At 45.5% G+C, this 16,994-nt stretch carries 3 protein-coding genes; 1 reads left to right on the top strand and 2 read right to left on the bottom strand.

Annotation, left to right across the window (positions count from 1 at the left end):
- Positions 1-13,638, top strand: a 13,638-nt coding sequence (locus AB4263_RS22020; protein WP_372098903.1) for a cadherin-like domain-containing protein, incomplete at its 5' end; no start/stop codon positions are given.
- A 75-nt stretch (positions 13,639-13,713) separates the two neighbouring features.
- Here the strand turns inward: AB4263_RS22020 and AB4263_RS22015 are convergent.
- Both AB4263_RS22015 and AB4263_RS22010 read right to left on the bottom strand, forming a co-directional pair.
- Positions 13,714-14,478 (bottom strand): transporter substrate-binding domain-containing protein, encoded by a 765-nt coding sequence (locus tag AB4263_RS22015; protein ID WP_017067326.1) that lies wholly within the window; start codon positions 14,476-14,478, stop codon positions 13,714-13,716.
- Between the two features lie 247 nt (positions 14,479-14,725).
- The gene (locus AB4263_RS22010; protein ID WP_372098902.1) at positions 14,726-16,492 is read right to left on the bottom strand and encodes a sodium:solute symporter family protein; all 1,767 of its coding nucleotides are present in this window, start codon (positions 16,490-16,492) and stop codon (positions 14,726-14,728) included.
- Positions 16,493-16,994 lie beyond the last annotated feature (502 nt).

Here is a 16,994-nt window from a genome sequence, read left to right as displayed (position 1 = left end):
CCAATCTCACTATCTGAAACGAATCTAGCCGATGGCTCTGATCCGTCGAATTCTGCGGTCAGCGACACCAAAGTCATTCAGTTTACTCATGAGAGTGACGATGTTGAGTCGTTCCGTATCGAGCCAACAGAGTTCAATACTCTAGGTACGTTAACGTCAAACAACTTGGCGGTTCAGCTAAAAGAAGATCCTAACAGTGCTGGTGATTACATCGGTTTTGTTAAAGACGCGTCGGATGTTGAAACCAACGTCTTTACCGTTACCTTCTCTGGTGCAAATCTAGGTCAATACACATTTACGTTGCTTGAAGCGCTTGACCACGAAGATGGTCTGGTGAATAACAGTTTGAGCTTTGACCTGCCTGTTTATGCAGTTGATAGCGATGGCGACGATTCACTGGTGTCTCAGTTAAATGTAACCATCGGTGATGATGTCCAAATCATGCAGGATGGTACCTTAGATATCACTGAGCCAAATCTTGCAGATGGCACAATCACAACGAATACTATCGATGTGATGCCAGAGCAAAGTGCCGATGGCGCGACGATCACTCAGTTTACTTATGACGGGCAAGTTCGAACTCTGGATCAAACGGACAATGGTGAGCAGCAATTTAGCTTCACGGAAGGCGAGTTGTTCATCACTCTTCAAGGTGACGTGCGTTTCGAACCCAATCGCAACCTAGATCACACAGCTAGCGAAGATATCGTGAAGTCGATAGTGGTGACTTCAAGCGATTTAGATAACGATGTGGTGACGTCAACGGTCACTCTGACGATTACTGATGGTGATATCCCAACCATTGATGCAGTGCCAAGCGTTACTCTATCTGAAACTAACCTTAGCGATGGCTCTAGCCCGAGCGGTAGCGTAGTAAGTCAAACCGAGACGATTACTTTCACTAACCAAAGTGATGATGTGACGAGTTTCCGCATTGAACCAACTGAGTTTAATGTCGGTGGTGTACTGAAATCGAATGGGTTTGCGGTCGAGATAAAAGAAGATTCTGCTAATCCGGGCACTTACATAGGCTTTATTACCAACGGTTCGAGCGCTGAAGTCCCCGTGTTTACCATTAGCTTCTCTTCAACCACGTTAGGTGAATACACTTTCACTCTACTTGAAGCGCTAGACCATGTTGATGGCCTAGCGAACAATGATCTGAGCTTTGATCTGCCTGTTTATGCGGTAGACAGTGATGGTGATGATTCACTGGTATCGCAGCTTAATGTAACGATTGATGATGATGTTCAAATCATGCAAGGTGGTGCGCTCAATATTACCGAGCCGACCGTCGCTGATTTAGCGGCTGGTACACCGACCACGGCTACTTTTGATGTCATGCCAAACCAAAGTGCTGACGGCGCGACCATCACTCAGTTCACTTATGATGGCGTCGTAAACACCCTCGATCAAAATATTGCAGGCGAACAGCAGTTTATCTTCGCAGAAGGCAAACTGTACATTACCCTCGAAGGTGAAGTTCGCTTTGAGCCTAATCGAGATCTTGACCATACGGCCGGCGATATTGTTAAGTCGATAGTGGTGACCTCAAGCGATTTCGACAAAGACTCAGTCACGTCAACCGTTACGTTAACGATCACCGATGGTGATATTCCAACCATTGATGTTATTCCAACGGTTAGCTTATCTGAAACGAACCTGACGGATGGTTCAGCCCCAAGTGGCAGTGCGGTAAGTCAAACCGAAACCATCACCTTCACCAATCAAAGTGATGATGTGGTTCGTTTCCGCCTTGAACCAGCAGAATTCAATACCAATGATGCACTCACATCGAATGGTTTAGCTGTTGAATTACGTGAAGATCCGCAAGGGTCGGGCAACTACATCGGATTTACAACCAGCTCGTCGAATGCGGTAACCACAGTATTTACGTTGAGTTTTTCTGGGACAACCTTAGGTGAATACACCTTTACCTTAATCGAAGCCTTGGATCATCAAGATGCACGTGGCAACAACGACCTGAGTTTTGATCTGCCTGTGTATGCGGTGGATAGTGACGGCGACGATTCGTTAGTCTCTCAGCTTGGCGTGACTATTGGTGATGATGTGCAGTTGATGCAAGGCGGCACAATAACCAGTCGTGAGCCTGCTGGAGTCGTCGAAACATCGAATACTCTGGACGTGATGCCAAATCAGAGCGCAGATGGAGCAAAAATCACTTCATTTGTGTTTGATGGAAACAGTGCAGAAAGCCTTGATCTCAATGTGAATGGCGAGCAAGAGTTTGTGTTCACTGAAGGTTCTGTATTTATTACCACAGAAGGTGAGATACGATTCGAGCCTGTGCGAAATCAAGATCACACGAGTGGTGATATTACTAAGACGATTGTTGTTACATCTACTGACCTTGATGGTGATATCGTCTCATCTACCGTGACATTGAAGATTATCGATGGTGATCTTCCAACGATCGATTTGGTCCCTGGAATTACGCTCTCAGAAGTGGATCTCGCTGATGGTTCTTCGCCAACCGGCAATCCAGTGGCGATGACTCAAGTTATTACCTACTCAGAGGGTAGTGACGATGTTAGTTATTTCAGAATTGACCCTGCTCAGTTCAATACTTCGGGGGCTTTGAAGTCGAATGGATTAGAGGTTGAGATTAAAGAGCAGCCAGCGAATTCTGGTAATTACATTGGCTTCGTCAAGGACGGTTCTAACGTCGAAACCAACGTCTTCACGATCAGCTTCTCGACGAGCAATTTAGGGCAATACACGTTCACACTGCTTGAAGCGTTAGATCATGTAGATGGATTACAAAACAATATACTAAGCTTCGATGTCCCTGTTTTAGCGGTTGATGCGGATGGTGATGATTCTGCAATGTCGCCTATGACGGTTGCGATCACCGATGACGTACAAGGCGTTCAAGATGGTACCTTGAGTATCATCGAGCCTTCATTAGCTGATTTGGCATCGGGTACGCCACCAACGACGCCAATCATTGATGTTATGCCAACGCAGAGTGCTGATGGCGCGAAAGTGACACAGTTTACTTACGATGGTGGCACCGCTGTAACGTTAGACCCAAGCATCTCTACAGAACAAGTCTTTACAGTAACCGACGGCTTACTGTACATCACCATTGAAGGGGAGGTTCGTTTTGAACCGAGCCGAGATCTTGACCATTCATCCGGCGACATTGTAAGAACGATTGTCGTCACCACCAGTGATTTTGATGACGATACAGATACCGCGGATGTCACCTTAACGATCAAAGACGGTATCGATCCCGTTATTGACGTGGTTCCAGATGTTAACTTATCGGAAGTCAACCTAGCGGATGGCTCTACGCCAACTGGTTCTCCGGTAAGTTCGACTCATACAATCACTTACACCGAAGGAAGTGATGATTTTAGTCACTTTAGAATTGCGACCAACGAATTCAATCCTGGCGATCTGTTGAAATCAAGTGGTCTTGTTGTTCAACTAAAAGAAGATCCTTCTTCTGCTGGTGACTACATTGGTTATACCGATGATGGTATGGGTAACGTTACCGATGTATTTACCATTAGCTTTGATAGTGCAAACAAAGCTCAGTTTACACTTACCTTGATTGAGGCGCTTGATCACCTTGATGGCGTGCTCAACAACGACCTTACTTTCCGCTTACCTATCTATGCTGTTGATACCGATGATTCTGAGTCAACAAAGCGCGATGTGGTGGTTACGATAGAAGATGACATCCAGCAAATGCAAGATGGCTTCTTAACCATTACCGAGCCAAATTCTGGTACTCCAACAACAACTACCGTTGATGTGATGCCAATACCAAGTGCAGACGGCGCGAACATTACGCAGTTCACGTATGACGGTGGTTCTCCAATTACTCTGAATCAGAACATCAGTGGCGAACAAGAGTTTGTTTTCATTGAAGGTTCATTGTTTGTGACATTAGATGGTGATGTAAGGTTTGAGCCAAATCGAAACCTTGATCACTCTGCAGGGAACATTGTTAAGTCAATCGTGTTCACGTCTTCAGACTTTGATAACGATATCTTTTCGTCGACGGTTACGCTCACCATTGTTGATGGTGATGGACCAACAATCGACGTTGTGCCGGGTGTGGCATTGTCAGAAAGCTTACTTGCGGATGGTTCGACGCCTAGTGTAAATCCTGTGAGTATCACTCAAACCATTACTTCACTTGCAAGCAGTGATGATATTGCTGAAATAGTGGTGGAAGTAGGGCTATTCAATACTAACGGCGCGTTGAAGTCGGATGGTTTGTCACTGAGTTTACGTGAAGATCCTGCAAACTCTGGCGACTACATTGCCTTTACCACTGATGGAATGGGTGTGGAGAAAACCATATTCACTCTAGATTTTGATGACACGAACCCAAGCCAATATACGTTTACTTTGCTTGAACGTTTAGATCATGTTGATGGTTTAGGAAATAACGATCTGAGCTTTGATCTTTCTGTTTATGCAGAAGATACCGATGGTGATATTTCAGCGTCTAAACCGCTGACTGTCACCATCACCGATGATGTTCAGCTGATGCAATCAGGTGCGCTCAACATCACAGAGCCAAGTACGGGAACACCAACTACAACAGTCTTTGATGTGATGCCTGCACAAAGTGCAGATGGCGCCACAATCACTAAGTTTGTGTATGACAATCAAGCTGAAAAAGCATTGGTACAAACGAATACTGGCGAGCAAGAGTTTGTATTCACTGAAGGGTCTTTGTTTATCAATCTTGAAGGTGATGTGCGCTTTGAGCCTAATCGAAACCTGAATCATTCTGGTGGTGATATCGTTAAGACGATTACCGTGACATCAGAAGATAAAGACGGTGATATTGTTACTTCGACCGTGACATTGACGATTTCAGATGGTGCTCCACCGGTAATTGATACTGTACCAACGGTTGCATTGGAAGAAGCGAATCTCGTGGATGGTTCATCTCCGAGCTTACCTGTGAGCCAAACTGAAACCATTGCTTTCACAGCGGGAAGTGATGATGTGAGCTATTTCCGTATTGATACCACTCAGTTCAACACGTCTGGTGATTTGAAATCGGATGGCCTAGTGGTTCAGCTTAAAGAAGATCCAGCCAACAGCGGAACCTATATTGGTTTCGTTGAGAGTGGGGGTGTTCAAACGGATATCTTTACCATCACTTTTAATAGTGTAGTGCTAGGCGAATACACCTTCACTTTGTTGGAAGAGCTCGATCATCTGCCTGTGCAAGGCAACAACGATCAAGTATTCACTCTGCCAGTGATCGCGGTCGACCAAGACAATACCGACTCTGTGATGAAACCTTTGACCGTTACTATCACCGATGATGTGCCTGTCATTACCGATACGACAGCGACCAGCACATTTGTGGTTGATGAAGATGATCTCGGCTCTGCGATTTCTCAAGCAACAGGTGCATTTGTTACCACAGAAGGTGCAGACCAAGTAGAGGTTTACGAACTGCGTAATATCTCTGCGCTTGAAGCGACATTGACCTCTGGAACTGAAGCGATTTCTATTACAGAAGTCACAGGTGCCGCCAACACAACGACCTATCAAGGTACGACGACAAGTGGAACTCCTATCTTCACGCTCGCGCTAGCGAATGACGGCTCTTATACGTTTACGTTGCTAGGTCCTCTAAACCATCCAACAAGCCCGAATTCCAATACCTTAACGATTCCATTTGATGTCGCTGCGGTTGATGGTGACGGCGATGATTCTAACCAATATGTATTGCCAATCGAGGTGCTAGACGATGCGCCAGTAATGAGTGCGCCGACGGGTGAAACGGTTGTCGATGAAGACGATCTTACTGGTATTGGTTCCGATCAATCTGAAGACACCATTATTAATGGCCTGTTCACTGTCGATGAAGGCGCGGATGGTGTTGTGAAGTATGAACTGGTTGATGAAGATTTGGTTCTGACTGGCTTAACCTCCAACGGAGAAAGTTTAGAGTGGCTTGCTGTTTCACAAAGCGGCACAACATTTACTTACGTTGCTCAAACTGCAACGAGTAATGAAGCTGTGTTTGAGATTATTTTCGATACCTCGGATAACAGCTATCAGTTTGAATTGTTTAAACCACTTAAGCACCCTGATGGCGCGAATGAAAACGCAATTGACCTTAACTTTTCTGTTGTTGCAGAAGATTTTGATCAAGACCAATCAAACGCGATCGATTTGAAAATCACGGTGACTGATGATGTTCCATTGGTGACAACTCAATCGATCACACGAATTGAAGGCCAGGGCTATGGTAATTCCAAAGTTGACATGTTTGCTAATGCGACGGATGTCGGCGCGGATCGCGCGGTACTGAGTCGAATTGAGGGCATTACCAGTAATGGTGCAGATATTGTTTTCCGTACAGGAAACAGCGGGCCGTACAGCAGCAGTTTCGATTTAAATAGCGGTAGTCAACAAGTACGAGTGTACGAACAAACCGACGATGGTAGTGGTGGCGTGGACACCCGTGAGCTAGGGCGTTTGCGTATCAACTCAAATGGCGAGGTTGAATTTAGAGCTAACGGCTATCTCGATCATGACGGCCTAGACACCATCGATTTTTCGATTAATGTGATTGCGACGGATGGCGATTTAGATACCTCTGAAACACCGTTAGATATAACGATTACTGATAGGGACTCTACAAGAATCGCTCTGAAAGTGACGACCTTCGAGGATGCGGGTAGAGACTCAACCATACCTTATGCAACAGGCGATGAGCCGGCTCTTGAGAATATTCAAGATAACCAAAATAGTTTGCCTAATGCGCCAGCTCAAGTTGCGCTGCAAGTTAGTCTGTATGACCAAGATAACGCTGAATCTATTGGCCAGTTGACGATTAAAAGCCCGAACGGAGGTGATAGTCATCAAGGTACTTTTTATTACTTTGATGGTGCTGACTACATTGAATTAGTGCCTGAGTCAAATGGGAGCATTATATTTGGTCCTCCTCAACTCGAACAAAGCTTTGCTCCAAATCCGAATGAGCCAAGACAAACTATTGCGACGATAGACAACTTGTTCTTTGTTCCGGACCAACACGCTAGTTCGGATGAAACTGGTGGGCGAGTTCGTTATGAGCTTGAAATTGAGAAAAATGGCTCCACGGATCACACCATCAACTCAAACTTCAGAATCGAGATTGAAGCGGTGGCTGATATAGCGACTTGGGATGATTCCAACAGCACTTATCATTATCAAGTGAACGAAGATGAAGACAACGTTACTTTGCAGCTGAACGCAGAGTCGCAAGATAACAGTAATACTGAGACGATTACCTATGAACTTGAGGCTGTTCAAGGTGATGGGAAGTTCGAGCTGCTTGATAAGAACGGCAATGTGCTTACGCTGACGACGGATGGTGTATATGAAATAGCGGCAGAAGACATTAACAGCACCGTAGTTAACCCGATCGATAACTTCTCTGGTCAGATTGAATTCAAAGCAATAGCGGTTACAAAGGAAACACTGAACCCTTATGAAGATACCGCCAATGGCGGAGCAAATGATAAAACTCAAGCTCGTTCTGTAGAGCAAAACATCATTATTGATGTCACTGCTGACGCCGACCCAGGAAAATTCAGTGTGAGTCGTATCAAGATCAACGAAGACAATATCGATGACCCTGATTACATTGGCCCTTTGGACAACAAAGACGCATTCACGTTAGACGAAGTCATTACCATGACAGGGTCGGTGGACACAGATGGCTCTGAAGAACTGTTTGTCCGTATCAGTAATATCACAGAAGGCGCAGTGCTTTACTTTGTAGGTACAACCACGGTAGTTCCTACCGTTAATGGTACCAATTATCAAGAAATCGCATATTCCGATTTGGCTAATGTTGAGGTTGTTCCAACTAAACACAGTAATGTAGATTTCACCTTTGATGTTACCGGTGTAGTCAAAGATACTGCAAACCTGTCAACCAACCCTCAACAAGTTGATGAAGAAATTCTGGGTACTAAGACGGTCAACGTCGAGGTTAAAGGTGTTGCAGATATTCCTTATGGCGGTACAAACGGTACGGCTTGGACAGCAATCACCGATGGCACAACACCTGGTGTTCAAACCACGATCCAAGAGAGCCAGAATGGAGACAGCTACGCCGAGCTTGATTTCACCGTGTTGTCGGGAGAGAGAAGACCTGATCCTGCAGCAGTAGATCAAACCCCATTACCTGACGATGGTTCAGAATCCATAACCGTTATCCTCTCGGGTATTCCTGATGGCGTTATTCTGGAAGACGGTGACGGTACCATTATTGACCTTAACTTTGTCGGTTACGAAACCGGTCCGGGTGGTAGCCCTGATCTGTCTAAACCTATCTACGAAGCTAACATCACTGACGCAGGTAAAACCTCAGGAATCCGCATCAGACCTGTCGATTCTTCAACAGAGAACATTCACATTCAGGGTAAAGTGATCGTGACTGAGAATGACGGTCATACGCTTACGTTTGACCAAGAAGTGCGAGTGTTAGTCGAACCTAGAATCGATACCTCAGCGACGTACAGCACAGTCACTAATGGCGATGAAGATACGGCGATCAGTATTGATTGGCACCCAGAGGGTACTGATTATATTGATGATGATGAGCATTTCACTTCTATTGTGATCAGTGCCATTCCGACAGATGTTGAAAGTGTTGTGGTTAATGGCGATGTAACTTGGGTTTACGATGCTTCAGCAGGCACTTTAACCATTACGCCGAAGAGTGGACAGACGGCAGAAGAGTTTACTCAAATTGCACTGAACAATAATTTTATTCAGATCACACCTGAACAAGACTCGAGCACCGACTTTACGCTTAATACGGTTGTCATGATCGAAGAGCGAGATCATGAGTATGTTGATGCGACTGATCCTGGTCAGGGCATCGCTATCGCGACAATCACGGGCTCGATTGATGTTATCGTACGTCCAGTCGTTGAGCCGAAAGACGCTAGCAACAAGCTTATCGTCGATGATGTGCTGGGTACTGGAGCACTAGCAACCGTAGTTGCTGATGCAAACACTGGCGTGCTTAAGTTCACAACCAACAGCGATAATACATCGGTTACGGATGAGTTCGTCATTCGATATCAAGAAACAGATGCTTCGTCCGCTATCGAAGAAGTTGACCAGTTAGTTATTGAATTAACAAACGTGGACGGTTCGGAGCTATCAGATGCTGTACTCAATCAACTGCTCGTTATTGGCGCTGCTTATGAAGGCAATGGGCGCTGGGTTGTAACGAATGAAGACATATTTAGCATCAGTGCACCGAACGGCCTTGTTCTTCCTTCAGGAAACAGCGGGGCAGGAGGGTTCAATGACATCAAGATGGATATCTTTAGCACGGTAATAGACCGAGGTGATGGTGCTGAGGTTGAGTCATCTACGGCCGCTCGTAGGGACGGAGAAGTCACTCTGTCATTCCCTCAAGTGGTGGCTGGGAGTACTAAGGTTGCAGCCGATATTGATATAACACCAGACAGTGTTGTTGATGCGATTGAGGACACCCAGTTAGATCTGGGGACGGCATTGAATGGTTTAATTACTTTCTCGGGCGAAGATGACTCAACTGATCAAGTGACCATCATTATTGATGACAGTGTGACCATTAATCCAGGAGCGGTGAACGAAGTCACCTTCCCAATTAGTTTATCGGGAAGCAGCGACCTAGACTTTGTTAATGGCAAATATGTATTCCAGACTACCGTCGATCAAGGGGTCTCGACCGACCTCTCTGGACTACTGCTTAACTTACCAGCCGACTACTCCGGCGACTTTAGGTTGCCGTTGACGATAGTAACTAAAGACGTATTGTCGGGGGATGAGAAAACTCTAGTGACAGAAGTAGTCATTAAAGTTGCTCCTGATGTTGAAGGTAACCCAGATATTGACGTTACTGTCGTTGGTTCGCTTGACGATTCGTTTAACCCTGTCGATACCGACGGTCAAGCAGGGCAAGATCCAGTCGGCTACGAAGATACCTATATCCAACTTGATTTCAGCTCGACCATTGATGACCAAGTAAGCGGAGTTGAAGGTGGTGACGAAAAATTCACCTCTATCACACTGACGTTAAATGACACGAGTGTTGGGGCTTTCTATACCAGCGCAGGGGTATCGCTTGGCACATCGGTGACCTTTAATGAAGCTGAGATTAATGCAGGCGCGTTGGATAATGTACTATTCCGACCGGCGTTAAATTACCCAACAGATAATGACGTAAATCAGGTGCAAGTGAATGTCAGCGGGACGATTACCGATACTGCTACATACAATGATGCAGCTTCGCCAACTGGCAGCGCGACTGATACCGATACTTTCTCTACCAATGTCAGTTTTGAAGTCGTTCCTGTGGTGGATGACGTGTCTGTCACTGGCCCGGGTAGCGATCCTGATGTTATCGAGATTACGGGTACTGAGGACCAGCTGATTTCTTTGTCGGGCACAGGGCCTGTATCGATTGCACTGACTGACCTTGATGGCTCAGAACAGTTTGTGTCGATTAAGTTTACAGATGTACCTGATGGCTTCCAGATGCGTGCAGATGCTGGTTCGGCATACACGGTGAAGAATAATGGTGGTGGTGAGTGGAGTGTTCAACTACCTCAAGCATCAGGGTTATCGTTCGACTTGAGTGAGATTTCGATTTTACCGCCTAAGGACTTCAGTGGTACGGCTGAATTTGGTGTTGCCGTATTTACTCAAGAATCTTTGTTGGGTGTGCCTACTGCAGCATCAAATCTGCCAAGCTTTAAGCTGCATGTGGTACCTGTGGGTGATGATGTTGATACTAATCCAACAGATTCTGTGACAGGTAACGAAGGTCAAAACATTGATATCGAAATCAATGCGACGATTTTGGATAAAGAGCTATCTGCAACGGGCAACGGCACTTATACCGAGAATGCACCAGAGACACTTCGAGTAGAAGTTGCGGGCGTTCCTCAAGATGCCTCTATCTATTATCCAGACGGCACAACCTTGGCTAGTTATGATCCAGTTACGCAGCTTTGGACACTTGATGTTCCTGCACAGTCGCTCGATAAGATCGTATTCAATTCAGGTGAACACAATAGCGATACGGGTAATGTATTAGGCATTAATGGCCCGCTGCAGATTACCGTTCGCTCTGTGGATACTGACGCTGATAACACCGAATATTTGGGGACGCCAACCAGCTTCGATGTTGATCTGGTGATTGATCCTATTAACGATCAACCGATCTTTGTGAACGTAACGAATATTGAAACATCGGAAGACATTAGTGTTGCTATCGACAACTTTAGTATCTACGACGTTGATGCTAACTTTGATAATCCAGACGCTCCGTATGTTCTTACGTTGCAAGTCGATCAAACACTTCCGGGAGCGCAAGGTGTGTTTGAGTTTACGAGCTCACCTGACGTGACGTTTGTATTGCAACCTGGTGGCTCATTGGTGATTACCGGTAAAGAAGCCGACATCAATACCGCATTGACCAATGGAGCAGTGACGTTCAAACCCGATCCAGACCAGAATTACCTCAACCAGAGTGGTTTAGTCACGATCAATGCAACGCTCGATGATGGTGGTAATAACGGCTTGATTGACGCGGGTGATCCGAATACGGCTCAAACTAATCAAACTACGTTCACCATTAAGGTGACGGAAGTGAACGATGCGCCTGTCGCGACAGATGTTGATTTAGGTTCGATTGCTGAAGATGGTCAAATAGTGATTGTGGAAGGAGACTTGATTTCAGTAAGTTCTGACATTGAAAACCATAACCTGACGGTTACGGGTGTAACCCTGACTCAAGGACAAGGCCAATTAACGCGCTTTGAAAACGCAGGTGGCGCCGATAACGCGGCGATTACCGGACCATTCTGGCTATTTGTAGCGGACAACGACTTTAACGGTGACGTTAAATTCAATTACTCAATTACTGATGACGGTACAACTAACGGCGTAAATGATTTCTTAACGGATACCGCTGAAATAAGCGTTGCGGTAACGGAAGTGAATGATCAGCCAGTGGCAACGGACATCGACTTGGGCACCATCCTTGAAGAAGGTCAGTTGATCATCAAAGAGGGCGATTTAATTGCTGCGACGAGCGATCCGGAAAACGACACGATTACCGTGACTAATCTGGCGCTCGATGAAGGCCAAGGTCAACTACAACGCTTCGAGAACGTAGGTGGTGCTGATGATGCTACGATCACTGGCCCATACTGGGTATTTACGGCAGCTGATGAATACAACGGCAACGTTAAGTTTACCTATACCGTAGAGGATGATGGTACAACCAACGGCGCTAATGACTTCCTAACGGATACAGCGGAGATCACCGCGATTGTCGATGGAGTGAACGATACACCGGTCGTTAATGGTGACAGTGTCACTACGGTTATTGACGAGGATGCTGGTCAACTGTTGAGTGGTATCAATGTCAGTGACCCTGATTATGTAGATACATTTTCTGATGATCTGATGACCGTCACGCTGACGGTGGATTACGGTACATTGAATGTATCACTTCCAGCAGTGACGACGGTTGTTGTTAACGGCAACAACACGGGTTCAGTCATCTTAGTGGGGACATTGAGTGACCTGAATGCGTTGATTGATACGCCAACCAGTCCAAATGGTGTTTTCCTTGATGCGAGCCTGTCTCCAACCAATAGCATTGGATTAGAAGTTGTTGCCAAAGACAGCGGCAACCCTTCAGGTATTGCGATAGAGACAGCACCTGTGGTTTACAACATCGCGGTGACGCCAGTGGCGAATGCACCAACCCTGTCTATCGATAGTGCGACTAACTACGTGAGAAACATTACTGCGAGTCAGTCTGTGAGTGCGAGTGGCATTCCTTTAGTTGGGATTATCGCAGCCTTAACGGACATTACAGAAGAGCTAACGCTGCATATCAGTGATGTACCTGCTGGCGCTCAAATCACCAGTGACGTTGGTTCTGTGACCGATCTCGGTGGCGGTGTATGGGTGGCAACGGCGGATGCAATTGAAAGCTTGCAAGCGGTTGGGCTTTCTCAAACGCCAGGCAACTACACACTGAAAGTAGAGGCAGTTTCTGAAGAGACTGACAACAACGATACAGCGACATCGGCTTCGATTGACCTGAACTTGAACATTGTGTCTGACGCGGTTGATATTAACCTGGCTTCGGAAACCGATGATGTTCAGCTGTTTGCTGGCACCAATGCGACTGACCTAACTGCGGGCTCTGGTAATGACCGACTTGTTGGCGGTGACGGTAACGACACCCTGATTGGCGGCGGAGGCTCAGACATTCTGACTGGTGGTGATGGTATGGACTCGTTCGTATGGCTTAACATCGAAGATGGTGTTGAAGATACGATTACCGACTTTGATTTGTCGGAAGGGGACAGCATTGACTTGAGAGAAGTGTTGCCGGAGCTTAAAAATACATCTCCAGACATGACCGCGTTGCTACAACAAATAGACGCGAAAGTGGACGGGGATGATATTGAGCTTACGATCAACCCGGATGGCTTAGGTACTACGGAACAGGTGATTGTGGTTGAAGACCTTGCGCCACAGCTAACCTTAAGTAGCACCATGCCTTCGGACATTCTGGATGCATTGGTACAGCAGAATGTGATAACTCACGGTTAAAGCGAACCATTGAACCATAACGAAAGAGGCCAGCATTGCTGGCCTCTTTTTTGTTACGGTATAAATTGAAAAGAGTTACTTAAGGGAGTTGTGGATCAGGAACTCTTCTTCAACACCTTTCAATTTCATCTCATCCATAATGAAGTTCACCGTGTTCAACAAACGTTGTTCACCTTTAGGAATCAGATAGCCGAACTGACTGTTGGTGAATGGAGTTTCGCAGCGTGCCGCTTCAAGACGTTCATCAGTTACTTGATAGAATAGACCTTCAGGCGTTTCTGTTACCATCACATCAACTTTGCCTTCTGCTACTGCTTTCGGTACGTCGAGATTGTTCTCGTAGCGTGTGAAGCTTGCATTCTGCAAGTTCGCGTCGGCAAAGATCTCGTTAGTACCGCCAATGTTCACGCCCACACGAACAGAAGAGAGGTTCACTTTCTCAATGCTGTCGTACTGTTCTGCGGTGCCTTTTGCAACCAAGAAACACTTACCAAAGGTCATGTAGCCTTGAGTTTGTTCCGCGTTTAACTGACGCTGCATTTTACGTGTAATGCCGCCCATTGCGATGTCGTACTTATCGTCGTCTAGATCGGCCAGTAGATCTTTCCATGTGGTACGAACAATCTTCAATTCAACGCCTAATTGTTCCGCGATGTGCTGTGCAACGTCGATATCGTAGCCAGAGTAGCTTTTACCATCGAAGTAAGAGAAAGGCTTGTAGTCACCTGTGGTGCCCACACGCAGAGTACCTGATTTTTGAATGTCTTCTAGCTGGTCAGCGTGTGCGACACCAGAAAGTGCCAGAGCAATGGAAGCAAGTAATAGTGATGTTTTTTTCATTGTAATTGTCTGTTGTGTTTGTGTTGTCATTCAAAGTAACAGAAACAATCAGAGAAAGAGATCAAACCATTGGAAAGGTTGGGAAAGAAGATGAAACGAGGGCAGGAGATAGGTATTTCTATGGTTTGTGAGCATTGATCGAGGTGCGTTTCATATTCCGTTTTGATAAACCGAAGACAAACAAAAAGCCCATGTTATCGAATAACATGGGCTTCATTTTGGTTTAACTTGTTAGCTGCTTATTTAGCTATTTAGCAACTGACTCGTTGTTCATCTTAGCCGGAGCTTTAGATGCGTTAACCAGTAGGATACCAACGGTTAGTACCATCGAACCACATAGTAGGAACAATAAGCGTCCTGTTGGTTCGTTTGGAATCAGAGCCATTGCTAGGATACCGAAACCGGCTGTGCTGATAAGCTTACCAAGCATTGAACGCTGTTTAGTATCTAGGTTTTGTTGCTCTTCGCCTTCCGCTACAAGCGGCGTGTTCCAGTTAGTAAATAGTTGGTCAACTTCTTTCTCACGCTCTGGCGATAGGCCTTTGTAGAAGCGAGAAGTCATGATGAAGTAACCACCTGTGAACACTACGTGAGCAGCTAAGCTAAGACCTACTTTCAAGTCGCTCCATTCACGGCCTGTAAGGGCTGTTTCTAGACCAAATAGGTTCTCGATGTCTTCTGCTTGCAGAGAGATACCGAAGATGTAAGAAACAAAACCACCAACCACTAGAGTAGACCAACCAGCCCAGTCAGGTGTCTTACGAATCCACATACCTAGTAGTACTGGGATTAGCATTGGGAAGCCAATCAACGCACCTACGTTCATTACGATATCGAACAAGCTTAAGTGACGCAGAGAGTTAATGAATAGACCAATCGCGATGATGAAAATACCCATCATGATAGTCGTTAGCTTACTTACAATAACCAGCTCTTTCTGAGTCGCATTTTTACGAAGAATTGGGCTGTAGAAGTTCATTACAAAGATACCAGCGTTACGGTTCAAACCTGAATCCATAGAAGACATCGTTGCAGCGAACATTGCTGACATAAGAAGACCAACCATACCTGCTGGCATTACGTTTTGTACGAATGCTAGGTAAGCAGCATCACCGGCTTTGTCGCCCATTGATGTGTATTGCTCAGCGAACTCAGGCATGAATGCACTTACGTACCAAGGTGGTAGGAACCAAATTAGTGGACCAACAACCATAAGGATACATGCTAGGCCCGCCGCTTTACGTGCGTTTTCACTGTCTTTTGCACATAGGTAACGGTAAGCGTTGATGCTGTTGTTCATTACACCGAACTGCTTCACGAAGATGAATACAACCCAAAGGATGAAGACGCTCATGTAGTTTAGGTTGTTACCTAACATGAAGTCACCGTCGAAGTTAGCAACGATGTTAGTTAAGCCGCCACCGTGGAAGTAAGCTGCTACCGCACAAGTGATTGTCACGGCCATGATTACAAGCATTTGCATGAAGTCAGAAGCAACAACCGCCCAAGAGCCGCCCGTTACTGCCATCAATACTAGAACCATACCCGTTACCACAATGGTAGCTTCCATTGGGATGTTGAATACCGCTGCTACAAAGATAGCTAGACCGTTTAGCCAGATACCTGCAGAGATAAGGCTGTCCGGCATACCTGCCCATGTGAAGAACTGTTCAGACGTTTTACCAAAGCGCTGACGAATAGCTTCGATCGCCGTTACCACACGAAGTTGGCGGAACTTTGGAGCGAAGTACATATAGTTCATGAAGTAGCCAAAAGCATTGGCTAAGAATAGGATTACAATAACGAAACCGTCATTGAATGCGCGTCCTGCGGCACCTGTAAACGTCCATGCTGAAAATTGTGTCATGAAGGCAGTTGCACCAACCATCCACCACAACATTTTGCCGCCCCCTCTGAAGTAATCGCTTGTAGAGGTGGTGAACTTACGGAACATCCAACCAATTGCGATTAAAAAGAAGAAGTAGGCGAGAACAACAAAAGTATCAATAGTCATCTTTTCAGCCTTTTAAATATCATAATTAACTGGGCTTAGATTAACGCGTCCCAAGGTTTATTTGTACTACAATATGTCTTTAGTATGATCTAGGTCGCATTGATTTTTCGGCCTCTAACACGTGGTTGTATAAGTATTTGTTTTAATTGAATTTAAATGTGAGTGTATTTTGTTTGAGATCTAAAATAAATTGAGGGTTAAATGTTTATATGTATTACAATATAAACAAAAGCGCTTACTTTGCCGTATCTATAAGATTTTAATTATAACCGTAACAAATGTGCTACAAATTGGTGTGTTGTGCGACGACATTCACGTTAATTTGGAACCCTATACTGAAAATTTTTGTATTGAGATTTCAAGTGTAGCTCATTGTTTTCACTTCGCTATTTTCTGTTTATCTGCGGCCATGAAGCCTTTCTATGCTATTTATTCATCATAGAGGTGCGTATTTGGAATTTTTGTCACTGAGTGGGCGTTAAACTCGATGACGGGACACATT

Origin of the sequence: Vibrio sp. 10N.261.55.C5, from assembly GCF_041470505.1 — a bacterium.
Lineage (GTDB): Bacteria > Pseudomonadota > Gammaproteobacteria > Enterobacterales > Vibrionaceae > Vibrio > Vibrio crassostreae_C.
Note: the sequence above shows the minus strand (reverse complement) of the source record. Positions and strands in the feature narration are given on the sequence as shown.